The sequence below is a fragment of the Polyangium spumosum genome, from assembly GCF_009649845.1.
Classification (GTDB): domain Bacteria; phylum Myxococcota_A; class Polyangia; order Polyangiales; family Polyangiaceae; genus Polyangium; species Polyangium spumosum.
Genome location: NZ_WJIE01000001.1, coordinates 621,570 through 645,494 on the forward strand (window position 1 = coordinate 621,570; position 23,925 = coordinate 645,494).

At 70.9% G+C, this 23,925-nt stretch carries 19 protein-coding genes and 2 tRNA genes; 8 read left to right on the top strand and 13 right to left on the bottom strand.

The annotated features are described in order from the left end of the window. Nucleotides 1–46 precede the first annotated feature (46 nt). Complete coding sequence (locus GF068_RS02640) at nucleotides 47–1,618, top strand: L,D-transpeptidase (RefSeq protein ID WP_153817695.1); 1,572 nt, start codon at nucleotides 47–49, stop codon at nucleotides 1,616–1,618. A gap of 445 nt (nucleotides 1,619–2,063) precedes the next feature. Continuing rightward, nucleotides 2,064–2,483 (top strand): hypothetical protein, encoded by a 420-nt coding sequence (locus GF068_RS02645; protein ID WP_153817696.1) that lies wholly within the window; start codon nucleotides 2,064–2,066, stop codon nucleotides 2,481–2,483. 3 nt (nucleotides 2,484–2,486) lie between these two features. Here the strand turns inward: GF068_RS02645 and GF068_RS02650 are convergent. The 10 genes from GF068_RS02650 to GF068_RS46840 all read right to left on the bottom strand — a co-directional run bounded on the left by GF068_RS02650 (nucleotide 2,487) and on the right by GF068_RS46840 (nucleotide 12,171). Next, a tRNA-Met gene (locus GF068_RS02650) sits at nucleotides 2,487–2,563 on the bottom strand. A gap of 157 nt (nucleotides 2,564–2,720) precedes the next feature. Beyond that, the gene (locus GF068_RS46830; protein ID WP_153817697.1) at nucleotides 2,721–4,043 is read right to left on the bottom strand and encodes a TonB family protein; all 1,323 of its coding nucleotides are present in this window, start codon (nucleotides 4,041–4,043) and stop codon (nucleotides 2,721–2,723) included. 19 nt (nucleotides 4,044–4,062) lie between these two features. Continuing rightward, on the bottom strand, nucleotides 4,063–4,836 hold the full coding sequence (locus GF068_RS02660; protein WP_153817698.1) for a TatD family hydrolase: 774 nt from the start codon (nucleotides 4,834–4,836) through the stop codon (nucleotides 4,063–4,065). 25 nt (nucleotides 4,837–4,861) lie between these two features. After that, on the bottom strand, nucleotides 4,862–7,213 hold the full coding sequence (locus GF068_RS02665) for a PrkA family serine protein kinase (protein WP_338046178.1): 2,352 nt from the start codon (nucleotides 7,211–7,213) through the stop codon (nucleotides 4,862–4,864). Nucleotides 7,214–7,234: 21 nt separating this feature from the next. Further along, entirely contained in the window at nucleotides 7,235–7,747 is a 513-nt protein-coding gene (locus tag GF068_RS02670) for a hypothetical protein (protein ID WP_240806580.1), read from the bottom strand. Between the two features lie 116 nt (nucleotides 7,748–7,863). Then, nucleotides 7,864–9,114: a serine/threonine-protein kinase gene (locus GF068_RS02675; RefSeq protein ID WP_338046179.1), complete on the bottom strand. Its 1,251-nt coding sequence runs from the start codon at nucleotides 9,112–9,114 to the stop codon at nucleotides 7,864–7,866. 40 nt (nucleotides 9,115–9,154) lie between these two features. Then, a complete protein-coding gene (locus GF068_RS02680) occupies nucleotides 9,155–9,919 on the bottom strand; it encodes a zinc ribbon domain-containing protein (protein ID WP_338046180.1) in 765 nt (254 codons plus the stop codon). Between the two features lie 29 nt (nucleotides 9,920–9,948). Next, a tRNA-Ile gene (locus GF068_RS02685) sits at nucleotides 9,949–10,022 on the bottom strand. 167 nt (nucleotides 10,023–10,189) lie between these two features. After that, nucleotides 10,190–11,197: an SUMF1/EgtB/PvdO family nonheme iron enzyme gene (locus GF068_RS46835; protein WP_153817699.1), complete on the bottom strand. Its 1,008-nt coding sequence runs from the start codon at nucleotides 11,195–11,197 to the stop codon at nucleotides 10,190–10,192. Beyond that, nucleotides 11,194–12,171 (bottom strand): SUMF1/EgtB/PvdO family nonheme iron enzyme, encoded by a 978-nt coding sequence (locus GF068_RS46840; RefSeq protein ID WP_170319271.1) that lies wholly within the window; start codon nucleotides 12,169–12,171, stop codon nucleotides 11,194–11,196. The genes GF068_RS46835 and GF068_RS46840 overlap by 4 nt, the downstream gene beginning before the upstream one ends. Nucleotides 12,172–12,343: 172 nt before the next feature. Between GF068_RS46840 and uvrA the strand changes: the two genes are divergently transcribed. Beyond that, entirely contained in the window at nucleotides 12,344–15,232 is a 2,889-nt protein-coding gene (gene uvrA / locus GF068_RS02700) for an excinuclease ABC subunit UvrA (protein WP_153817701.1), read from the top strand. A gap of 54 nt (nucleotides 15,233–15,286) precedes the next feature. On the opposite strand, the gene GF068_RS02705 is transcribed toward uvrA, so the two are convergent. Beyond that, on the bottom strand, nucleotides 15,287–15,649 hold the full coding sequence (locus tag GF068_RS02705) for a TraR/DksA family transcriptional regulator (protein ID WP_153817702.1): 363 nt from the start codon (nucleotides 15,647–15,649) through the stop codon (nucleotides 15,287–15,289). A 326-nt stretch (nucleotides 15,650–15,975) separates the two neighbouring features. Here GF068_RS02705 and GF068_RS02710 point away from each other — a divergent pair, with 326 nt between their 5' ends. Next, nucleotides 15,976–16,830, top strand: coding sequence for an NUDIX hydrolase (locus tag GF068_RS02710; RefSeq protein WP_153817703.1), 855 nt, complete (start codon nucleotides 15,976–15,978; stop codon nucleotides 16,828–16,830). Nucleotides 16,831–16,890: 60 nt separating this feature from the next. Further along, a complete protein-coding gene (locus GF068_RS02715) occupies nucleotides 16,891–17,499 on the top strand; it encodes a response regulator (protein WP_153817704.1) in 609 nt (202 codons plus the stop codon). A gap of 10 nt (nucleotides 17,500–17,509) precedes the next feature. Here the strand turns inward: GF068_RS02715 and GF068_RS02720 are convergent, their stop codons facing one another. Next, on the bottom strand, nucleotides 17,510–19,447 hold the full coding sequence (locus tag GF068_RS02720) for an N-acetylmuramoyl-L-alanine amidase (RefSeq protein WP_338046181.1): 1,938 nt from the start codon (nucleotides 19,445–19,447) through the stop codon (nucleotides 17,510–17,512). Here GF068_RS02720 and GF068_RS02725 point away from each other — a divergent pair. From GF068_RS02725 to GF068_RS44110, 3 genes are all read left to right on the top strand, one after another. Continuing rightward, nucleotides 19,434–19,949 carry a YbjN domain-containing protein gene (locus tag GF068_RS02725; RefSeq protein ID WP_338046182.1) on the top strand — a complete coding sequence of 172 codons (516 nt, stop codon included), beginning with the start codon at nucleotides 19,434–19,436 and terminating at the stop codon, nucleotides 19,947–19,949. The genes GF068_RS02720 and GF068_RS02725 overlap by 14 nt on opposite strands. Nucleotides 19,950–20,027: 78 nt before the next feature. Continuing rightward, entirely contained in the window at nucleotides 20,028–21,188 is a 1,161-nt protein-coding gene (locus GF068_RS02730; protein ID WP_153817705.1) for a hypothetical protein, read from the top strand. A 95-nt stretch (nucleotides 21,189–21,283) separates the two neighbouring features. After that, nucleotides 21,284–22,615, top strand: coding sequence for a tetratricopeptide repeat protein (locus tag GF068_RS44110; RefSeq protein WP_206079384.1), 1,332 nt, complete (start codon nucleotides 21,284–21,286; stop codon nucleotides 22,613–22,615). Here GF068_RS44110 and GF068_RS02750 read toward each other — a convergent pair. Beyond that, nucleotides 22,585–23,889 carry a sigma 54-interacting transcriptional regulator gene (locus tag GF068_RS02750; protein WP_338046183.1) on the bottom strand — a complete coding sequence of 435 codons (1,305 nt, stop codon included), beginning with the start codon at nucleotides 23,887–23,889 and terminating at the stop codon, nucleotides 22,585–22,587. The two genes, GF068_RS44110 and GF068_RS02750, sit on opposite strands and share 31 nt — an antisense overlap. Nucleotides 23,890–23,925 lie beyond the last annotated feature (36 nt).

Below are 23,925 nucleotides of genomic sequence, written 5' to 3' on the forward strand. Positions count from 1 at the left end.
CCCGATACTTGGCCCCTCGAAGCGACCTCTGGCAAGCGTCGCTTCGATGCACATCCGGTCCCCGCGCCTCGGCCTCTCCCTCCTCGCCGCGCTCGCGCTCGCGCCCCTCGGCTGCAAGGGCGGCGCCCCCGCGCTCGCGAAGGGCGAGCCCACGGACGAGCCCCCGCCCGAGGTGCCGTCGCCGCCCGCGGATGGCCCGAAGCTCGTCGTCCTGCAGAGCGGCACCGTGGTGTACGACCGGCCCTCCACGAAGGGCAAGCCGCTGGGCGAGCTGCGCGCAGGGGCGCAGATCGCACGGTCCTCGGAGCCGTTCACGCGAAGGGAGTGCCCAGGCGGCTGGTACGTCGTCCGCCCCCGCGGCTTCGTCTGCGCGGGCGAGGCCGCGACGACGGATCCGTCACTCGCCGCCGCGCTGCCGCCCGGCCCGGATCTCTCGCGCCCCCTGCCCTATCGTTACGGCCGCGCGCGGACCGAAGGCGTGCCGCTCTACACGCGCCTGCCGATGCCCGCCGAGCAAGCCCACGCGGAGCCGGATCTGAAGCGTTACCTGTCGCGGCGCGGCGCGCTCGACGACGAGGTGCTCGGCGCGGCGGCGGACGACGTGCCGCTCGATCCACGCGGCGTGCCCACGGGGCCACCCGTGCTCATGCCCGGGGTCCTCGGCGCGAACGACGTGGGTCGGCGCACGGTGGGCTCGTTCTTCGCGTTCCCCTCGCCTGTCGTGCCGCCGCTCGCGCCGCTCGCGCCACGCGTGGCGGACCTCGAGGGCGGGGTGCTTCGCAAGAACAGCGGCGTGGCGCTGGCGGGGTCGTTCACGTCGTCGCTCGCGCCCGAGGCGAGCGAGGAGGGCCGCCGCTTCGGGGTGACGCCGTCGGGGCACGTGGTCGCGATCGACAGGCTGCGGCCAGCGCTGGGGACGACGTGGCACGGGCTCGACGTGGAGAAGGTGGGGCTGCCCGTGGCCTTCGTGCACAAGGCCGGCGTGACGGCGTGGAACCTCAAGAGGGGCGAGGCGGAGCCGCTCGAGGAGGAGGAGCTCGAGCGCCGCACGGCCGTGCCGCTGACGGGGAAGTTCCGGACGGTGAACGGCGTGCGCTTCGAGCAGTCGCGCGAGGGCTACTGGGTACGCGCGCAGGACCTCGTGGTGATCGTCCGCCGGACGAAGTTCCCGGATTTCGCCAAAGGCGACCAGAAGTGGATGGACGTGAGCCTGGCGAACCAGACGCTCACGGCCTACGAGGGGCAGAAGCCAGTCTACGTGACGTTGATCTCGTCGGGACGCGACGTGCTGAAGGACGCGGCGGAGAGCGCGTCGACGGCGCGCGGGACGTTCCGGGTTCGAAAGAAACTGGTAACTGCAGCGCTCGACAGCCGCGAGGTGCACGGCGACTTCGACGTCAACGATGCGCCGTGGGTGATGGAGTTCGAGCCGGGTTACGCGCTCACGGGCACGTACTGGGGCGACGGGCTGGGGGAGGCGCAGACTTTCCATGCTGTCGCGCTCTCGCCCGTCGACGCGCGCCGGCTCTTCCACTGGTCCGGGCCGGAGCTGCCAGAGGGTTGGCACGGCGTGACCGACGCGATGGGCGAAGGGACGACGGTCGTCGTTCGGCCGTGACCTCGGCGGCTCCGCGCGGACGAGCCGAGCCCGCGCTCACGTCGAGCAAGACTGTCCCACCCCGTGACAGGCCACCGAGCAGGCTGTGCGTTCCCTGCTCGCACGTGGATCGATCGGATCGCGATTGCCCCCGGCCGTGACACCCGGGCTCGCGCGCCGCAGCGCGTCTCGCGGCGCCCGGCGCGGCAGCGCGACGCTCCCGACGAAGCTCCCCGCGTGGCTCGATTCTCCGGAACACGTCGCGACAAAGGCGCATTCCTCCGCGCGAAACACGCGCGTCACGGCCACGCCGGCGCGAGAACACGCGCGGTTCGCGGCGCTCGGCACGACCCTTGCCGACGAGCACGCACGTCACCGCGACCTTCGCGAGCAAAAGAGGGGCGGGGGAACGCGTGGTCCAACGATGGGATCGCGCCTCGAGACCGCGGTGGCAGAGGGACGAACCATGGCTTCCAAGACGACGACCACGCGCGCGAAGAGCGCTGCCAAGCGCACAGCGACGACGACGCGTAAAGCTTCCGATACGGCGAAGGGCGCGGCGAAGCGGGCGAAGAGCGCGGGCAAGCGGGCCGCGGCGCCCAAGGCAGGAGCACGAACGGAAACGGCCACGCGCACGACGACGCGCAAGGCCGCCGCCACGAAGCGCACGGCCGCGAAGAAGACGACGCGCCCCGCCGCCGGGAAGCGCACGACGGCGTCCAAGGCGGCCCCGGCGCGAGGCGCCCGGAAGAGCTCCACGACGGCGCGCAAGTCGGCTGCGGGGACCCGCACGACCACGACCCGCACCCGCGCATCGGGAGCTCGCTCGGGAGCGAGCCAAACGCGTCGCGGGAGCGCTGCGGCCCCCGCGACGTCGGGTGGTTGAAGCTGGTGCCGAAGGAGGGACTCGAACCCCCGACCCGGCGCGTATGAAACGCCTGCTCTAGCCGGCTGAGCTACTTCGGCGGAAGCGGCGCGCACTATGTCGAGTGCAGACGGGCCTGTCAAGCAGGCAAACCGTCCCGGGGGTGCTTCCTCGTGATGAGCGTGGGCAAACCCACGCGGAGGCCGGTGCGGAAGAGGCCGAAGGTCAGCCCCTTCGGCCCGCCGGTCCCACCACGCATCACGGGCGCGCAGGGTCGGGAGGACGAACGGCAGGGTTCTTCGCGACGAACGGCATCGACCAGGCGAACGTGGGCCCGAGCTCGCGCGGGAGCGGCTCGAAGGGAGCGCCCCGCAGGACGGCCTGCCGGCAGTTCTCGTCGAACTCGGGGATGCCACTCGGCCGCGCCACGCGCGCGCTCGCGACGCTGCCATCGGCGCGGATCACGAACGACACGACGACCGTACCGCCCCGCCCTTCCGCGATCGCCCAGCGCGGGAACGCGTCCTTCCAGAGCGGATGAATCCGCGCGAGCACGCGGCGCACGTAGTCCATGCGGCGCTTGTCGACCGCGCTCGTATCGAGGCCCGGTCCCTGCCCGGTCCCGAGCGGATCGGCGACGGAGCCTCGGCCCGCCGCGCCACCCGCGCCCGGCGCCGTGGGCCCCTTTTGCCCACCGACCCCCTCCCCCGGCGCGCCCCCGGCGGTGCTCGCGTGCACGATCGACTGGAGCGCGAGCGCGACCTCCTGCTCGCTGTCGACCGTGTCCCTGGGCTTGCCCTCGTGATCCGCGGGCACCGACGGCGTCCCCGCCGTCACCCACGGGCGCGCGAGAGGCACCTCGGCGCTCGCGCGCGCGTCCTTGCCCGCCGCAGCGTCCCGCGCCCCGAGCCCCTCGGAAGGCACGGCCACGCCCTGCGCTGCGCCGCCCACGGGCCGCGTTGCCTCGAGGCCCTCCAGCGGCAGCGCCGCGACCCCGAGCGCCCCACCTCGCCGCGTGGCGCGCCCGGCGCGGCGCCACCCCGAGGACGGATCGTGCACGGCGTACGTGCGTCGCTCGGGCCGGCTGCCGGAGCGACCACTCGCGAGGAAGGTGAGCTCCATCGGCTCACGGCTCGCGCGTCGATCCTCGCGAGAGGCGCGCTCTGCGCCCGCGTCGATGCGCGGGACCTGCGTGCGATCGATCCGCGAGGGCACGTCGGTGACGAGTGACCGATCGTCCTGTCGATCCGCGAGGTTCGTCGCGCGCGCAGGAGCGGTGTCCGACCCGCCGCGCCCGCGCGCGCCCGTGTCGGGCCGCGGCTCGGCCTCCCCTCCCCCGCGCGGGACGGCGACGGCCGGCAGCTCGACGAGCTCGCCGGCGACCGAGCCTTCGCTCAGCGTCGGCAGATCGATCTCCACGACCTCGTCGCGCAGCGGTACGGGCAAACCTCGAAGCGCGAGGCCTGGTTCGGCGCGCGAGCCGCGCGCGAGCAGCGCGCCTCCCGTCGCGAGCAGGGCGAGGTGCACAGCGAGCGAGAAGAAGCTCGCGGAGACGAGCCGGTGACTGCCTGCGCCCCGCACGCCTCCAGTATGCCTCGTTTCAGGCGAGCCCGAACCGCCGCCGCGCGTTCTCCGTCGTCTGCGCCGCGAGGACGTCGAAGCTCACGCCCCGCAGCTCCGCGACGCGGCGCGCCGTGTGCACGACATACGCGGGCTCGCACCGCTTGCCTCGCATCGGGATGGGCGCGAGGTACGGGCTGTCCGTCTCGACGAGGATCCGATCGGGCGGCGCCCACGCGGCGACGTCGTGGATCGCGCGCGCGTTCTTGAACGTCACGATCCCCGAGAAGGAGAGGTCGAAGCCGAGCGCGAGCGCCCGCTCGGCGAAGGCGCGATCCTCGGAGAAGCAGTGGATGATGCCGCCGACCTCACGCGCGCCTTCCTCTTCGAGCACCAAGAGCGTGTCCTCGGCGGCCTCGCGGGTGTGCACCACGATGGGCTTCCGGACGCGCCGCGCGAGCGCGATCATGCGCCGGAAGACCTCCTTTTGCGCCTCACGCGGCGAGTGCATGTAGTGATAGTCGAGGCCGATCTCGCCGACGGCCTTGACGCGTGGCTCTCGGGCGAGGCGCTCGAGCTCGTCCTCCATCGCGCCGTCGAGGACACGCGCGTCGTGCGGGTGCAGGCCGACCGAGGCCCACACGTCGGGCCGCCTCGCGGCGAGGCCCGCGGCGAAGCGGGCGGGGCCGAGGTCCTCGCCGACCCCGATCACGACGAAGGCCTCGACGCCGGCCCCACGCGCTCGCTCGAGGACGGCGTCTTCGCCTTCGGGGAAGTAGCTGGGGTCGAGGTGGCAGTGGGTGTCGATCAACATCGTTTGAAGACCAACGACGCGCTCGTCAGGTGACGAGCTCCGAGAACCGCGCGCGGAGGAGCGCGCTGCCCGCGTCGAGGGCGCAGCTCTCGCAATACCCCATTGCGATGAGCCGATCGAGCGCGGCGAGCGCGTTCTTGCGTTGCTCGTCACGCAGGCTGCCGACGAGGGGCTCGTCGCGCAGGCCCTGGGCCTTGTGGTTCGCCCGATCCCGCAGGATGGCCACCAGATCGCGGCAGAGCAGCGCCACGGCCTTGCGACGCTCCGTGAACACGGCCTCGCGCAGCTTGCGGATCTGCTGCGGGAAGACGACGGCGTTGACGACCTTCTCCCCGGGGTGATCGATCGCCCACGCCGCGATCATCGCGATGAGCCCGCGGCGATGATCGTCGTGCTTGCCGCGCACGCCGAGCAGGCCCTCGATCTCGCGCATCATGCGCTCGTCCGCGCCCTCGAAGTCGCCGGTGTGCGGGTTCCGGATCTTCTCGCCCTTCACCCAGGCGCCGACGTGTTGCACGTACCTGTCGAAGAGCTCGCCGTAACGCGTCTCGTCGACGAGCCCGCTCGCCGAACGCATCTCCTCCTCGAGCGTGTCGTAGAGCCGCGCGCGCGCGACGTCGCGGAAGAGCTTGTGGTCGTGGTAGCCGCCCGCGAGCGGGCGCTCCTTGAGCCAGTCGTACTCCGAGGTCCGCTTGCAGAGCTCGTCGAGCTCCTGGAGGACGGCGAACGGCGAGAGGCAGCCGTGATCGCGGCTCTGCGCCGCGTCGAGCAGGAGCGAGCGGATCTCGCGCGGCGAGACCCCCGAGCGCCCCTCGAAGTCGACGGTGGCGTCCGTCTCCTGGTAGAGCGCGCGGATGTTCGCGCGCAGCATCTTCTGCGAGTCGCCGTCGAGCCGCTCCGGCGGCGTGCCCGTCGCGTACGCTTCCATCTTCTCCGCCGCCGTCAGCGACGAGACGATCGGCGCGAGCGCCTCGGGATAACGCTTCGCCTCCGGCTGCCGCATGCGCGTGAGCACGGCGAACTGCGCCGCGACACGCGTCGCGTGGGGCGCTACGTGCCGGGTGACGAACGGCGCGATCTGCGCGTCGTAGATGCGCTGCTCGTCGAGGTAGCTCCGGAGGTAAGGCGCGCGGAGCAGCTCGAAGCGACCGCGGAAGCTCGGGAACTCGGGGTGCTCGCGGAAGGCGTTCAGGTGGATGTCGTTCGCGCTGCCGATCATGACGACGTTCGTCTGGATCGTCTGCTGCGGCAGGCTCACCTCGCCCGTCTCGAGCGTGAGCTGCAGGTACCGGAACGCGTCGAGTGGCCTCTTCAGGAGATCGCTGAACTCGAGCACGCCGCCCGAGGCCTCGACGAGATCGCCGTGCGCCTCGAACAGAGTCCGCGCCTGGAGCGCCGTGGGCAACGCGGCGAGCGAACGATCGGCCGTGATCTGCCGCTCGCCCGCGTCGACGCTGAGCTCGGGCCCGATGGTGACGGCGCCCGTGCGGTAGCGCCGCGAGATGAACCAGCGCTCGACCTGGACGTGCCGCAGCACGTCGGCGAGCGAGCCCTCGTACGAGACGAGCAGCGCCTCGACGATCTGCTGGTTCTTGTGCGAGAGTTTCCCGCTCATGAGCCAGTCGGGCGGCGCATCGGCGAGCCCGGCCTCGTCGTAGAGCTTCTTCAGGAGCTCGCGCCGCTCGGGCACGGGGATCAAGAAGAGCGGATGATCCCGCAGCTCGCTCACGAGGCGCGCGTCGATCTGCGTGTCCTCGAGGTGCGCGAAGCTGCCGACGATCGGCGCCGCGGCCCCTTCGCCGCCGAAGCCGATCGCCCCGCGTGTCGTCTTGCGGCTCGGGAACACCCAGTGGAAGCGGTAGATCGCGCCCTCGTCGAGCGTCGAGTAATGCTCGAGCGCGCGCAGGACGCAGCCGGCGATCGTGCTCTTGGCCGATCCGTTCGGGCCGTGCATCAGGATGAGCCGATTCGCCCGCCCCTCCTGCACGAAGTTCGAAAGCGCCCGGTAGATCTCGCCCTGCAGCTCCTCGTGTCCGATCAGCGCCGCGTCGCGCCCGTGGTACGGGGCTCGCCGCTCGCCGCGTTCTGCGCGGGGCGGCTCGGGCTCCCAGGGCAGATCGAAGAGGCGGTAGCGCGTGCACTCGCCCCAGGGGCGCTTGACCGCGTACGTCCCGAAGTGGTCGAACATGTCGCGCACGTAGCGGGCGGCATCACGCCCGTGGCGCGCGGGATCAGACGCGAAGAGCTCCAGGTACTCCTGGAAGGAGAGCAGGCGCCGCCCTTGCTGAAAGCGGCGCTGCATCGAGGTGACCAGGTTGGAGAGCTCGGCCAGCGCGAGCTCGGACCTTCGGCTTGCCCGGGCGTCGGACTCTTTCACCCCGGGAGTTTAGCCGCGAGCTCACTTCACGTCGACGTCGACCTCGAGCGGGAGCTTCTCCATCACGCAGTTCGCCTCGCTGCACACGCTCATCGAGAGCGTACCGGCGATCTTCGCTTTGCCCGCCCGGGACGCTACGAACGGCACCTTGAACGATCCCTTCTTCTCGTCGAACTTCCCGTCCTCGCGCTTGAGCACGGGCTTCGGATACGAGACGCCTTCGGGCGCGGGATCGGAGAGCTTGAACTTGTACGGGTACTGCTCGTTCATGTGATACGCGCCCTTCGGCACGATCGAGATCTCGAGCGTCCCTTCCTTGCCCGCCGCGTACGGGCCCGTCGCCTTCATCTCCACCGAGTACGTGTCGCTCTCGGCCTTGGGGCCCTTCGCGACGGCCGCGGCGTTCGTCTCTTCGCCACGCTGCGTGGCGGCTTCGCTCCGACCACATCCGGAGGCCAGCACGAACGTGAGACCCGAGAGGGCCACGAGGCACGCGAGGGTGGAGGCGGGACGGCGCATCGAAGGCTTGTTCATGAGGGCTCGGGATACCACGGCGGTTTGCTCCTGACCACGTGCGGAAGGTCGACTCGAACGTGCGTACGGCGCGGGTTCGACGACGCCTCGGCCCAAGGCATGCTCGAGCTCGGTGTTCAGCGCGCCGCAAACGCCGCGACGGCCCCGAGCGCCACGACGAAGAACACGATGGCGGGAAAAAGCCAGCGTGGTCGTGTGGTCGAGGCCAGGGCAGCGTCGTCCTTCGGGAACACGCCTCCCGCGGAGGGTGCGGGCGCGGGCGCGCCGGCGAAGGCGGCGTCCATCGCGCTCAGATCAGCGGCCGAGCCTTGCTCCTCTTCGAGCCGCGCGAGCACTCCCGGCAACCCCGCGCGGATCCGCTCGGCGAGCTCGGCTTGTGTCATCCGAGCCCACTGCGCGTGGCTGCCCTTGAGCCCGTACGCGTGGCCGAGCCGATCCGCGAGCGCGCCGACCGTGGGGATGCGTTTGTCCGGCTCCTTCTCGAACGCCTCCTCCATCACCACGTCGAGCGTGCGCGGCACGCCGTGCGCGCGGCCCACTTCGCTCGGCGGCCGGTGCGGTCGCGTCATGATGCTGAGCAGGATCTGCGGGCCGGACTTGCCCTCGTACGGGACCTTGCCCGTGAGGCACTCGTAGGTGATCGCCGCGAGCGACCAGACGTCGGCGCGATGATCGAGCGTGGCGAGCCCCTGCGCTTGCTCGGGCGACATGTAGAAGGGCGAGCCGATCGTCGTGCCGACCGCGGTGAGCTTCTTGGCGCCCACGGAGTTGTCGCGGACGCTGCCGAAGTCGAGCAGCTTCACCTCGTCGCCGCCGCAAAGGAAGATGTTGTCGGGCTTGAGATCGCGGTGGACGATCTTGCGCTCGTGCGCGCCTTCGAGGCCGAGCGCGACCTGCGCGACGAAGCGCACGACGCGCTCGGGCGGCAGCACGCCTTCGCGTCGCATGAGCACGCGGAGCTCCTCGCCTTCGAGGTACTCCATCACGGTCACGTAGTTGCCCTCGGCGTCGTGCTCGAACGCGTGCACGCGCACGACGTGCTCGTGCGGCAGGACCGCGCTCACCTCGAACTCACGCTTGAAGCGCTCGATCGAGACCGGATCCTGCGCGACCTCCTCGTGCAGGATCTTCAGCGCGACCGAGCGCCTCTCCTCGCGATCGAGCGCCTGATACACGCGGCCCATGCCGCCCTCGGCGATGACGCGGAAGATCTGGTAACGACCGCCGCACACCGCCCCGCCGACGCGCGGATCGCTGGGATCCGGCTCCGGCGAGGCCTCGTCGGTCCCCGCGAGCGTCTGCCCTTCGAGCGGACAGACGTCCGCGTCGTCTTCGTAGAGGCGATGGCAGGTCGGGCAGGCTTTCACGCGCCGCGCGGGGGATCGATCGTAGCGACGAGCCGGAGGATCAGGCCCGTGACGACGTGGTGCCCTCGGCGGCGTCGCCCTCCGGGGACCTCACCGGCGCGGGCGTGTAGTAGAGGATGCGCCTGCAGTGCGGGCACTGCTCGAACTCGGCCTGCCGCAGCATCTTCTGGAACATCATCGGCGGGATGGTCATGTGGCAGCCGAGGCAGGTGCCGTCGTGCGTGGCCGCGATCGGGTGCGGTCGACGCGTCCGCACCGACTCGTAACGCCGGTAGAGCGTGGTCGGGAGCTTCTTCACGGCGAGCTCGCGCTCCTTCACCCGCACCGCGCGCTGGGCCTCGGCGTCCTCGAGCTGCCGCGTCGTGCCCTCCACCGTGCCCTCGATCTGCTGCACGATGTTGCGGTGCTTCGCGTCGGTCGCGTCGATCGACTTCTTCGCCGCTTCCGTCGCCGTGGAGAGGCGCTCGATCTCTTCCTCGCGGTCTCGGTGCAGCTTGCGCAGCTCCTCGATCTCGCGTTGCGCCGCGTTGCTCTCGCGTTCGTTCCTCGAGCGCTGGAGTTTCTCGCGCGAGCGCTCGATCTGCTGCGTCATCTGGCGCAGCTCGATCTGGAGCTCGCTCCGCGTCTTCTCCATCTGCGAGAGCATCTCTCGGTCCGCCCGGAGGCGTTCCTCGAGAACCTTCGCCTCCGCCCGCATCCCCTCCAAACTTCCCCGCTGCTTGCCGATCTGCTCCTCCAGCCTCCGCAAATCGTCGTCGATGGTCGCGAGCTCTTCGAGGGGTGCGATCTGGTCGCGGATACTCACGTGGATGCTCTGCTCCTTGCGAAAAGGGATAGGCCCACCTGGACTCGAACCAGGAACAGCCCGGTTATGAGCCGGGGGCTCTGACCGATTGAGCTATGGGCCCGTGTTCGCTGGGTCGCCCTTGGGCCACCCGGGGGGACAAGCTAGTCCAACATCGCCACCGTTGGAAGGGGAGCGCCGCGTCATCGTTCACTTTGCGCTTGCTCCCCGGGATGAGCCGTGCGGGCCTCTCCCGCGCGCGGCGGCGCAAATCCACGAACCATCGAACATTCAAGGACTTTCCGGCGCAGGTTTCGGGCGACCCGGGTTCCGCGGCGGGAGGAGCATCCGGCCGAGCCTCGGCCGCTTGCCCACGGGCGCCGGGCCCGCCCGCCCCCCGTCCTTCGGGTCGCTGCAGCAGCGGAAGCCGACCTGGTAGAAGCTGAACCACTCGTTGTGCGTCGAGGTGATCGGCCGGCACCGCCCGCGGATCGGCCCCCAGTAGCCGCCCTTCAAGCTCGAGCGGTACGGCGGTTCGACGCGCTTGCCCTGGGTGTTGTCGACCCACTCGTCGACGTTGCCCGTCATGTCGTGCACGCCGAAGGGGCTCACGCAGCGGTGCATCTCGCCCGAAGGCGCGCGTCGATCGAGCCGCGCGACCTCGTCCGAGACGCGGAGCGGATCCGAGAAGGCGTCGAAGTCCGGCGGCTCGACGGAGCGATCGATGTTGCAGGCCTCGGCGTCACGCTCGGCGCCGTACGGGTAGGGCCACATGCCCGGGCCTTCGCAGGCGAACTCCCACTCCTCGACCGTGCAGAGCCGCTTGCCCTCGACCTCGCAGGCGCGCTTGGCCTCGTTCCAGTCGGCCATGACCGCGGGCTTGACGCCTTCCATGTTGGGGTACTCGTAGACGTCGATGCAGTAGCGCCGCCGCTCGAGCCTGCCCTCGCAGAGCACCTCGGGGCCGAAGCGCTCGCAGACGTCCTTCACGTCTTCGCGATACTTCAAGCAACGATGCCCGACGAACGGGCAGTAGACGCCGTCGACGAGGACCATGCCCGGTCCACACGCGACAGGGCTCTCGGGGCTGACCTGCACGTACGAAGGCGGCGGAGGTTTCTCCTTCGGCGCGGGCGCAGGCGGCAGGGGCGGTGGTGGCGGCGCTTCGATCGAGGCGGACGCGGACGCGGACGCAGGCGCCTCGCGACGCTCGGCCGCGCGTGGCGCGAGGAGGAGCGCCGCGAGCCCGAGCGACAGCGCGGCCACGACCGGAAACACGACGGCCTCGCGTGCCTTCACCCGTCCTCGTGCTTCACGCGATCGATCCAGGGCGACGGCTTCGGGACCGGGACGCCGTCCACCGTGTCCGCGCAGCAACGAAAGCCGGCCTGGTAAAACGCGAACTTCGGCCCGTGGGTCTTCGTCGAGAGGCGACAGGTGTTGCGCACCGGGCCCCAGTAGCCGCCGTTCAACGTCGAAGGCTGGTTCGTCTCGGGATCGTCGGCGAGGTTGTCGGTCCACTCGTCGACGTTGCCGGACATGTCGTACGCGCCGAACGCGCTGATGCACGCGGGGTGCGAGCCGATCGGATCGGCCTGCCAGAGCCGCGCGATCTCCGCCTCGCGCGTGCGCTCGTCGACGAGCGCGTTCGCGTCGGCGGGGATGCTGGCGCGATCGACGTTGCACGGGCTCGGCTGGCGCACGAAGCCCCACGGGTACGGCAGCCGCTTCGGCCCCTCGCAGGCGAGCGTCCACTCGGAGCGACGGCAGAGGCGCTTGCCGACCGACTGGCAAAGCTCTTTGGCCTCGAACCAGTTGACGTAGACGCGTGGCATCTCGCCGACGCGGTTCGGCCACTCGTGGCGATCGATGCAGTACCGGCGTCGATCGAGCTCGCCCTGGCACGGCTCGCCGCGGACGTACGCGGCGCAGCCATGCCCGAGCTCGCTCGAACGGCGGCCGCAGCGGTAGGCGAGCTCGGGGCAGAACTCGCCGTCGACGAGCGTCATGTCGGGCGGACAAGCGGCGCGGGCCGCGGGGTCCTCGGAGAAACGATCGTCCAGCGAGGAGAGCGGCGACGTCGCTGGCTCCAGAGCTTCACGCGCGTCGGGCGCTCGCGAGCTCGGGGCTTCGGTGGCCTTCGGCGCGGGCGCGGATCCGGCGCGAGGCGCCGCACGGAAGGAGGCGGGCACGAGGCGCGCGAACAAAGCGAGCCCGCCGGCCAGGAGGCCAACGCCCACCGAGATCATCACGCTCCTCGTCGTCGTACCCACGAGCTCTGCAGGGCTTCTCGATCGTGGCCCGTCGTGCAAGTAGAACCGAGGAACCGCGACGGGGAAAAATTTCGAGCGAGCAAGCGCGGGCGAGGCCAGCAAACGGAGAGCCGGGAGGGCGCGGACAACACGGGAGCCGCAGAACGGTGAGCGTGCTAGGTGTCGCGGCTCCATGGATCGCCTGGTCATTCGCGGCGCTCGCCAGCACAACCTCAAGGACGTCAGCCTCTCGCTCCCGCGTGATCGGCTCGTCGTCATCACCGGCCCGAGCGGCTCGGGGAAGTCGTCGCTCGCGTTCGACACGATCTACGCCGAAGGACAACGACGTTACGTAGAGTCGCTTTCGGCGTACGCGCGGCAGTTCCTCGAGCAGCTCGCCAAGCCCGACGTGGAGTCGATCGAGGGCCTCTCGCCCGCGATCGCGATCGAGCAACGCGCGCTCGCGAAGAGCCCGCGCTCCACGGTCGGGACCGTGACGGAAATTTCGGACTACCTGCGCCTGCTCTTCGCGCGCGTGGGCACGCCGCACTGCCCGAGCTGCGGCGCGCGGATCGAGGCGCAGACGGTGCAGCAGATCGTCGACCGGATCCTCGGCCTCGGCGAGGGCGCGCGCGTGACGGTGCTCGCCCCGATCGCCCGCGCCCGCCGCGGCGAGCTCAAGCTGGAGCTCGATCGCCTCCGCCGCGAAGGTTTCGTTCGCGCGCGGATCGATGGAGAGGTCGTCGATCTGGGCGACGAGATCGTCCTCGATCGGACGAAGGCGCACGACCTCGACGTGGTGATCGACCGCATCGTGGTGAAGGAGGGCGTCAAGGGTCGGGTCACGGACTCGGTCGAGCTCGCGCTCAAGCTCGGCGAGGGGCGGCTGCTCGCGGATCCTTCGACCGAGCGGTCGCGCGCGGAGCCGATCTGGATGAGCGAGCGCTTCGCGTGCATCGCCTGCGGCATCTCGCTGCCGCCGATCGAGCCGCGGATGTTCTCGTTCAACGGCCCGCACGGCGCTTGCCCTGCGTGTGACGGCATCGGGTTCCGCACGCGGATCGATCCGGAGCGCGTGGTGCCGGACCCGAAGCGCACGCTGCGCGAGGGCGCGATCGTCGCGTGGGGCCGGCGTGGATCGCTCGCGTTGTCGACGGAGACCGAGCGCGCGGTGACCGCGCTCGGCGTGAACCCGGACGTGCCGTTCCGCGACCTCTCGGAGGCCGATCGCAACGCGTTGCTCTTCGGGACGGAGGCGACCGCGGCGAAGGGCCGTCGCAAGGCGAAGGAGGGTTACGAGGGGATCGTGTCGCGGCTCGAGCGGCAGCTCCAGCAGGGCGAGGGCGTGGTCTCCGGCGAGGACGACGACGAGCTCGACGACGACGTCGCGGGCTCGGAGGACATCGGCCGGTACGCGGTGACGCGCGTGTGTGACGTCTGCAAGGGCAAGCGCTTGCGGGCGGAGGCGCTCGCCGTGAAGATCGCGGACAAGAACATCGCCGACATCGGCACGATGGCGCTGCGCACGGTGCGCTCGTTCCTCGAGGGGATCGCGCACAAGGACGGGCCGCTCCAGCCGCGCGAGCGGGCGATCGCCGAGCCCTTGCTCCGCGCGGTGATCGCGCGGCTCGGCTTCCTCATCGACGTGGGCATCGACTACCTCACGCTCGATCGATCGGCGCAGACGCTATCCGGCGGCGAGGGGCAACGCATCCGGCTGGCGACGCAGATCGGCGCGGCGCTCGTGGGCGTCTTGTACGTGCTCGACGAGCCGAGCGTAGGCCTGCACGCGCGCGACAACGCGCGGCTGCTCGAGGCGCTGCGCAGGCTCGTGGATCTCGGCAACAGCGTGGTCGTGGTCGAGCACGACAGGGACGCGATCCTCGCGGCCGATCACGTGGTCGACATGGGGCCGGGGGCCGGCGTGCACGGCGGCAAGGTCGTGGCCGAAGGGACGCCGGCGGAGATCGCGAAGAACCCGCTCTCGGTCACCGGGCCCTGGCTCTCCGGCGAGAAACACCTGCCGATCCCGACGAAACGTCGCAAGGGCGACGGGCGCGTGATCAAGCTCGTGGGCGCGCGCGCGCACAACCTCGACGGCGTGAACGTGGAGATCCCCGTCGGCGTTCTTTGCGCGATCACGGGCGTCTCTGGCTCGGGCAAGTCGAGCCTCATCGTGGACACGCTCCTGCCCGCGGCGCGCGCCGCGCTCTACCGCACGAGCGCGCCGATCGGCGAGTGCGACGGCATCGAGGGCCTCACGCACATCGACAAGGTCATCTCCATCGATCAGGCGCCCATCGGGCGCACGCCGCGTTCGAACCCGGCCACGTACACCGGCGTCTTCAGCTTGCTGCGCGAGATCTACGCCGGCCTGCCCGAGTCACGCGCGCGTGGCTACAAGGCCGGGCGCTTCTCGTTCAACGTGAAGGGCGGGAGATGCGAGGCTTGCCAGGGCGACGGCGTGCTCCGCGTCGAGATGCACTTCTTGCCGGACGTGTTCGTCACGTGCGAGACCTGCGGCGGCAAGCGGTACAACCGCGAGACGCTCGAGGTCCTCTACCGCGGCATGTCGATCGCCGACGCGCTCGAGCTGACGGTGGATCAGGCGATCGAGCAGTTCGAGGCGATCCCGCGCGTGCGCGAGCGGCTCCTGGCGCTCTCGCGCGTGGGCCTCGGCTACATCCACCTCGGACAACCGGCGACCACGATCTCCGGCGGCGAAGCGCAACGCGTCAAGCTCGCGCGAGAGCTCGCGCGGAAGGCCACGGGGCGCACGCTGTATGTCCTCGACGAACCCACGACGGGCCTCCATTTTTCGGACATCGAGGTCCTCATCGGCGCGCTCTCGAGCTTGCGCGACGCGGGGAACACGGTCGTGGTGATCGAGCACAACCTCGACGTGGTCGCGTGCAGCGACTGGGTGATCGACATGGGGCCGGAGGGCGGCGAGCGCGGCGGGTCGGTCGTGGCGTGTGGGCCGCCGGAGCACGTGGCCGCGGTGCCGGAGTCACATACCGGGCGTTACCTGCGCGAGGTCCTGGAGTCCGGGCGCAAGCGGCCGACGAAGCGCTCGAAGTAGAAGACAGCCGGGACGAACGGGGGGTTCGGCGGAACCGAACCCTCCTTGCCCTGATCAGCCGTAGTCCTTCTCGGCGCGCTCTTGATCCTCTTTGCAGCGGATGCAGAGGCTCGTCTCGGGGCGGGCTTCGAGGCGCTTCTGCGCGATCTCTTCCTCGCACTCCTCGCACTGACCGAACGTCCCGTCTTCGATCTTGATCAGCGCCTTCTCGATCTTGTCGAGGAACGACTTCTCCCGGCCGCGCAGGCGGAACGTGAAGGATTGCAGATACTCGCTCGAGGCGAGGTCCATCTCATCGGGGAGATCACTCGCGTCGAGGGCCATGTCCTCACTCAGCGTCTGCTTTGCTTTCTTGACGATCTCGTCCCGCTTCGCCTCGAGCAAAGCCTTGAACTTCTTGAGCTGGGCCTTGTTCATTGTGCAATTCCCTCGACGTCCTGCCCTCTCGGTGCCCCCCGCCTCATGCAATCCGGGCACCTCGACGAAGTACGGCCTCAGACGGACGGATGCCGTCCATTTCCGGCCCTCCTGTGAAGGAGGGCGCGGAAGGCTAGGCGACGGATTCCCTGACGTCAACCACGGTCGAGACCGGCCGAGATGCGTGTTTGACGACCTCTTCGCGACGTGGGACAAAACCTTCCACCTTGCTGGAATTCGACATCAACCGAAAAACGAGCGAACCCCGTGACGCCGCCACCGTCGTCGTTGTCCGCGACGGAGCCCAGGGACTCGAGGTCTTCTGTGTGCGTCGCCACGCGAAGTCCGCGTTCATGGGCGGGGCGCTCGTCTTCCCCGGCGGAAAGGTCGATCCGTCTGATCTGGATCCCGCCTGGGAAACGTCGGCGACGCCGGCGGACGGGCGGGTCCTCGAAATGGCCAGCGAGCGGGCGAGCGCCCTCGGGCTCTGCGTGGCGGCCTGCCGGGAGACGCTCGAGGAGGGGCGGATCTTGCCGGTCCTGCCCGGGCTCGGCGGCGCGGAGCTCGACGTGATGGCGGCGGAGCTCGCCGCGGGGGCGCGGCTCTTCGACGCGCTCGTCCGGCGCGGACTGCGCCTCGCGCTCTCCAGCCTCGCCCCGTTCGCGCGGTGGGTCACGCCCGAGGCGGAGTCACGTCGGTTCGATGCGCGGTTCTTCTTGCTGCCTTTACCGGAGGGACAGGAGGGGCGGCACGACGATCACGAGACCACGATGAGCCTCTGGGCCCGCCCCGCGGATGTCCTCGACGCCGCGGCGGAAGGGCGTTTCTTTCTCGCGCCGCCCACGTCGCGCACCCTGGAGCTCCTCGCGGGCGAGCGAGACGTGCACGGTGCGATCACCCTCGCCAAACGCCAGACTCTCCAGCCTATCTGCCCCCAGTTCGTCCCGGGCGAGGGCGAGGTTCCCCCGTTCCTCGCTTTGCCCGGTGATCCTGCACACTCGGTGCGCGAGCGGCGGATCGACGGGCCCAGCCGGTACGTCCTGCGTGACGGGCGCTTTGCGTCCGAGGACGCGCCCGAGTTCGGCAAAGGATTCGCTTCTCCCGATGTGCCGGGGGTCGAAGCGAGCCTCGACGAGCGGGACGTTGCGACTTCGGTGGACGATGGGGGTTCGGGGACTTAGCTCCCTTTTTGTCGGAGTGAAGCCCCGCGAGAGAGGACTGGCCCGAGGAGGCCGGAAGTCATGGAAGCCAAAGAAAATACGACGCCGACGCCGACCACGACCACGACGAACCAGCCGGAGCTGTTCACCGCGAGCGACGTGGCGCGGTTTTGCCAGGTGGATCTGAAGACGATCCACAACTGGGCGGACAAGGGGGAAATCCGGCATTTCCGGACGCCGGGCAGGCACCTGCGCTTCCGGAGGCTCGACGTCCTCGATTTCCTGCGGAAGTACGGCTACCCGATCCCCGAGGTCCTGCGCCTCGGCAAACCCAAGGTCGTGGCCGTCGACGACGATCCGGTCGTGCTCGCCTCGCTGCGCAAGGCGCTGAGCAAGCGGTTCGAGCTGACCACGTTCCAGGATCCCTTCGACGCGCTCGTGGCCGTCGGGAGCATCCAGCCGGACGCGATGATCTTCGACGTGCGCATGCCCGGCCTCGACGGCGTGAAGTGCCTCGAGCGGCTGCGCTCGATCGACACGACGAGCCACATCCGCTGCATCGTCTACTCGGACGCCGAGGAGATGAAGAAAAACGCGACGGAGGCCGGGGCCTACGACTTCATCAAGAAGGGCGAGGCCGCGGAGCTGCGCGACTCGCTCGAGCGGCTCATGGGCCTCGAGCGGGAGTGATGCGGGCGCGTCACTTCCCTTCGCGGTAGGCGCGGATCGCGTTCGCCACGGCGTCGGCCAGCTTCTGCCGATAGTCGGCCGTGGCGAGACGCGCCTCGTCGTCCGGGTTCGAGATGAACGAGGTCTCGAACAGGACGGCGGGCATGTCCGCGCCGACGAGCACGAAGAACCCCGCGGTCTTCGTGCCTTGATCCTTCGTGTCGGGCCAGCGCACGCCGAGCGACGCGAGCGCGGCGCGCTGGACCAGATCGGCGACGTGGCGCGATCGCGCCATGAGATCCCCGACGTCGAGGTTCGACGCGATGAGGGCCATCTCCTCGTCGATGGAGCGCGCGTCGCCCGCTTCGCCGCTCTTGCGCGGGCGGGAGGCATTCTCCCGGGCGGCGACGCGCATGGCAAGGCCCTCGGGATCGCGCACGCGATCGAGCGAGAACGTCATGGGTCCACGCGCCTGTCCGTTCTCGGACGCGTTGCAGTGGATCGAGACGAAGAGGTCCGCGTGGAACGCATTGGCGCGCGCGGTGCGGAGATCCAGGGGGACGAACGTGTCGTCGTCGCGCGTGAGCATCGTCTCGACGCCGAGCTCGCGCGAGACGATGGTCGCGGCGCGGTGCGCGATGTCGAGCGTGACGTCCTTCTCCTTGAGGCCCGTGGGCCCGACGGCGCCGGTGTCGTTGCCGCCGTGGCCGGGATCGAGGACGACGCGACGGACCTCGCGTTTGCCCGAGGCGTCCTGTTCGTCCTTCCGGACCGGCGGGCGCGTGCTCACGTCGACGACGATGCGGAAGGGGTCGGGTAGGTAAAAGACGCGGCGATAGAGGGAGGCGGCGAGGTCGAGGACGACGCGGGTGCCGCCGTTCTCCTGGGCGCCGAGGCGGACGCGGCGCACGACGCCGGAGACCTCGGTCTCGCGCGGGACGCCCTTGAAGCTCGCGCGGGCGACGTCGACGAAGACACGCGCGTCCTTGCCCGCGGCGGCGTCGGCGGCGAGGGTGCCGACCTGGAAGGTGGTCGGGCCGCTCAGGTGGATGACCACGCGGCCCCCCTTCTCGGAGCCGAAGGGCTCGATCGCCGTGATCTTCACCGGCTCCTTGGCCGCGGTCGTGTCCTTCGGGGTCACGACGACCTGGCCCTCGGCCGCGGCGCTCCGGGCCGCGGGCGACGGAGGCGCGGATTCGGGCGAGACCTCACCCGAGGGCGGCGGGGAGGCCACGAAGGCCGAGGGGGCCGTCACGCCACGCGAGGCGGCCTCGGAGGCGAGGTCGCCTTCGTGTTCGAGGGCGCGGAGCGCGTCGCCGCGGGGGCGGTAGGCGAACGCGACGGCGAGGGTGCGCTCGAGGGCCGCGTGGCAAGGCGTGCGCGGGGCGAGGACGGCCTGGCGGCGCGAGGCGAGGTAGGTCTCGCGGTAGGAGACGGCGGCGTCGCGGGCGAGCTCGCCGGCGAGCAGGGCGCGGCGGCGATCGGCCTCGCAACCCTGGAGGGTGCCGGCGGCGGCGCTCGCGGAGGCGGCGTAGAGCTCGAGGGCCTCGCGGGCGTCGGCCTCGGCCTGGTCGAGGCGATAGGCGCGGGCGCGGAGGTCGGCCGCGAGCCGGGCGAGGGCGGCGCCGCGTTCGTTGCGGCCCGCGCGGGAGGAGGCGATGGCGACGGCATCGGCGAGGGCGACGACCTCGGCCCGCGGGGGGAGCGGCGCGGCCGGATCGAGCAGGGCCTGGGCGCGTTGTTCGTCGCTCGGGGGCGGCGCGGGTGGGCTCGACGCACCCGAGCGACAGCCGAGGAGGAGCGACCCGAACGCAAAAAGGATCACCGCCGCGGGGAGGGCGGGGATACGATGGCGGCGCTGCACCGCGGTACGCCGGTGGACCGCGAACGACGGGGCAGCGCCCGCGGCGACCCCACGCGTCGCGGGGCCCGAGCACATCTTCCGGAGGATCCCCGTGTCCGACTCCACGCCCACCTCGATCCCGATCTACGCCGACCGGCTCTCGGGCCAGAACTTTGCCGACGCGACCACGATGGTCAACGCGTATCTCGGCCGCTACGTCGCGAAATACCTGCCGGCGAGCGACGCGGGTCACGAGGGGCACGTGCTCGACGACGGCGGATATGCCCACGTGCAACGCGGCGCGGTGACGATCGGGATCAACGTGCTCGAGCGGCAGGGCGTGCTGATGATCTTCGCGCCGATCATGGCGGTGCCGGCGCGGGGGCGGGAGGGTTTTTACCGGAAGCTGCTCGAGCTCTCGTTCGTGCGGACGAGCGACGCGGCGTTCGCGATCGACGCGGCGCGCGACGACGTGGTCGTGCGGTGTTTGCGGCGCCTGTCCGCGCTCGACTACGAGGAGTTCGAGGACATCGTGACGACCGTGGGGGACGTGGCGGACGAGTGGCAGAACAAACTCGTCGCCGAGTTCGGGTCGAACGAAAAAGCCGCCTCCGCGTTCGGCGACTGACGCGGCGCGCCTCGTCTCCACGATCGACGTCGCTGCGTTGCCGCTCGCACCGGGCGGGTGATACGTTCTCGCCTGGTCATGACTGTCCAAGCCCCCCAAGCGAAGCTGCGGGTCCCCACGCCGGACGAGCTGGATCGGCTCGCCCTGCAGTACAAGCCGTCCTGGGAGCAGGACGATCCGCCCGTGGCCGTCGCGCCCGCGGCGCCCGTCGTCGCGGCCCCGAAGCGCACGCTCGTGGGCACACCGCCTCCGCCCGAGCTGACGCGCGCCCTCGAGAAGCCCACGCCCCTGGTGGAGAACGGCGCGGCGAAGGCCGAAGAAGCGAAGGCCCCTGCGCTGAACGGTGCGGCGAAGCCCGCGGCCGAGGCGAGCGAGGCGAAGGCCGACGAACCGAAGGTTGTCGAAGCCAAGGCTGACGAAGCCAACGTCGAAGAACCGAAGGCCGATGAAGCCAAGGCCGATGAAGCCAAGGTCGACGAGGCCAAGGTCGACGAAGCCAAGGCCGATGAAGCCAAGGCCGACGAAGCCAAAGTCGACGAGGCGAAGGCCGAGGAGCCGAAGAGCGACGAAGCCAAGGCCGACGAACCGAAGGCCGACGCAGCCAGCGCCCACGTCGCCGAGGCCGACGAAGCGCAGCCGGAGGAACCTGCGGGCGCGCGGGCCCCCGCCGCACCTCCCGTCGACGATACGACGCTCGCGCGGATGGACGCCGCGATGGCCGACGAGCCGCCCGAGATCCCCGTCAGCGGACCTCCGAAGGGGATCTTCGTGAAGGTCGCAGTCGCGGTCGTCGCGATCGGCGCGATCGTGTTCGCCGCGAAGGGGATGCTCGGCGGCTCGGACAAACCCACGCCGTCGCCGGCCACGACCCAAGCAACCGAGGCGCCGAAGCCCACGGAGGCGCCTGCCGCGACGCCCACGCCGACGATGGAAGCGCGCCCGGTCGAGACCGCCGCGACACCTCCCGCGCCAGAGCCCCCTGCCCCGACGACGACCCCCACGGCGACGGCGACGACGGCCCCCACGACGGAGCCCGCAGCCGCCGCGACGACGAAGCCCGAGCCAGCGAAGGCCGAGCCGCCGAAGCCCGAGCCGCCGAAGCCCGTCGCGACGGCTACCGCCACCACGAAAAAACCCGCTGCGCCTGCACCAACGACCGCAAAAACTGCGGCGCCCAAGCCGACGGCGACGACCCCCCCGAAGACGGGCGGCGGCATCATCCGCGAGACGCCGTTCTGAGCCCTCGCTAATCGCTTGCCCGGGCCCTCGTCGAGGTGCGAAGAATGCCACCACGAAGACCGCATCGCGGCGCAACGCGATGCACCGAGGGTTCGATGAAGACACGCGCCTGCGCCACCGCCTTGTTCCTCTCGCTCACGGTCCCCGCCCTCCTCGGCGAGGCGGGGATCGCTCCCGACCTCATGGAAGCACGCGCGTTCGCGCAGACGGACGCCGTGACCGAGGTCGCTCGACAACGCTACCTGGACGGCGTGAAGGCGTTCGACGCCGGTCGCTTCGAGGACGCTCGCTCCGCGTTCTTGCAAGCCTACGCGCTGAAGCGTCACCCCGCCGTGCTGCTCAACCTCGGCCAGAGCGAGCTGCGCTCGAACCACCCCGAGGACGCAGGCATGCACCTGCAGCAGTTCCTCCGCGAGATGCCCTCGGCCTCGCCCGAGCAAAAGGCCACGGCCGAGAAGGGCATCGCCGATGCGAAGCGGAAGACGGGGCACATCGTGGTCATCGTCGACGCGAACGGCGCGGACATCGCGGTCGACGGCACGAGCTACGGCAAGTCGCCGCTGCTCAACGTGATCTTCGTGAAGCCGGGCGCGCACACCGTCACCGCGACGTACGGCGGCAAGACGGCCACCACGAAGGTCGACGCGAAGCTCGGCTCGGCCAGCGCAGCGAACCTCGTGCTCGGCGTCGCGGGCGCAGCGACGCCGCCTCCTCCGCCGCCGCCCCCGCCGCCTCCTCCGCCGCCTCCGGCCGCGCCGCCGCCCACGCAAGCGACGCCGCCCGCGACCGGCCCGTCGACCCCGTACGGCGCGCAGCCGAGCACGGGGACGCCGCCCGAGGGCACCACGACCGCGAGCGCGGGTTATCCGCCGGTCGATCCGGCCGGCACCACGCTGCCCCCGCCGGACACGGGCGCCGACACGACCACGAGCACGCGTGAGCCGTTCTTCCACTGGTACAAGCGCAAGCCCATCGCCTGGGTCGGCTCGGGCGTGACGGTGGTCGGCCTCGGCCTCGGCATCGGCTTCTCGATCGGCGCGAGCGTCGCGAGCAACAAGGCCGACCAGCACGCCGCCGAGATCCGCACGTTCGCCGCGACCGATCCGAGCACGAACTTCGGCGCGAACCCGCCCTGCGGATCGACCGAGGCAGCCGGCAGCGACCTGCCGAACTACGAGCAGGCGTGCAGCGTGCTCCGCAAGGATCTCTCCGACTACGACACGAACATCGCCGTCGCCACGACCGGCTGGGTGCTCTTTGGCGTCGGCGCGATCGGCACGGGCGTCTACGCGCTGCTCGACTGGTACCTGCCGAAGAAAAACACGAGCACGACCACGACCGGCGCGAGCGACGGGCCGCGTGTCCTCGCCGTCACGCCGAGCGTCTCGTCGACGTATCAAGGGCTCGGCGTCGTCGGCACGTTCTGACGAGCGCTCGCCCTCACGCCCGCCGCGCGCAAGAGGTCCCGCATCGTCGATCGCGGGACCTCGGCCCGCCGCGCGGCTTCACTCGTGTTCCCTCCTGCCTCCTCGAAGATCTTGCGCGCGTCGTCCGGCCGCAGCCGCACGCGCCGCCCGCCGCGCTCCGCGAGCACGCTCGTCACGTGCTCGGCCTCGATCACGCCCGGCGCGCGTACGGCCGCCTGCACGATCACGTTCCGCAGCTCGCGCACGTTGCCAGGCCACTTCTCCCCGCGCAGCGCCGCGATCGCGCCGGGTGAGAGCGCGCGCGGGCCGAGCTCCGACGTCACGAAGAGGTGCGCGCAGAGCGCCGCGATGTCCTCGGTGCGCTCGCGCAGCGGCGGCACACGCACGAAGCACACCGCGAGCCGCTCGTACAGGTCGGCACGAAAGCGCCGCGCCGCCACCATCTGCTCGAGCGGCTCGCACGTCGCCACCACGAGCCGCACGTCGACGGCCGTCGACGTCTCCGCGCCGAGCGGCCGCACGAGCCCCTCCTCGACCACGCGCAGGAGCTTCGCTTGCACGTCGAGCGGCAGCGCCGCGATCTCGTCGAGGAAAAGCGTGCCCGTGTGCGCCTCGCGGAACGCCCCGCGCCGATCCCGCAGCGCGCCCGTGAACGCGCCGCGCTGATGGCCGAAGAGCTCCGACTCGGCGAGCTCGCGCGAGATCGTCGCCGCGTTCAGCGCGACGAACGGCCTGCCCTTGCGCGGGCTCTCGTCGTGCAGCGCGCGCGCCACGAGGTCCTTGCCCGTGCCCGACTCGCCGCGGATCATCACGGGCAGCTTGAGCGGCGCGAGCCTGCGCACCGCGCCGCCGAGCCGACGCATCGGCGCGCTCCGCCCCACGAGGTGCGGCAGCGGCGCGTCGATCCGCGGCGCTGCCTCGATCGCCCTCCCCTCGACGCGCACCACGGCGCGGCCGAGCTCGAGCGTGCTGCCCGTCGACAAAAACGCGCGCGCGACCCGCGTGCCCGCGACTCGCATCCCGTTGCGTGATCCGAGATCACGCGCCTCGATCACGCTGCCTCGATGCACGAGCGCGGCGTGCTGCGCGCTCACCGTGCGATCGACGAGCCGCACGTGCGCGCCCTCCCCCGAGCCGAGGACGATCTCCTCGCCGGGCCCGAGCCGCGCCACGCGCTCGTCTCCGCCGTCGTCCACGCAGATCCACGCAGCGCCGAGCGCCGCGTCGCCTCCGCCGATCTCCACCGTCGCGTCTCGCGTGTGTTCGTTGCTCACGAACACTCCATCGACGCGTCGCGCTCGCAGTTGCGA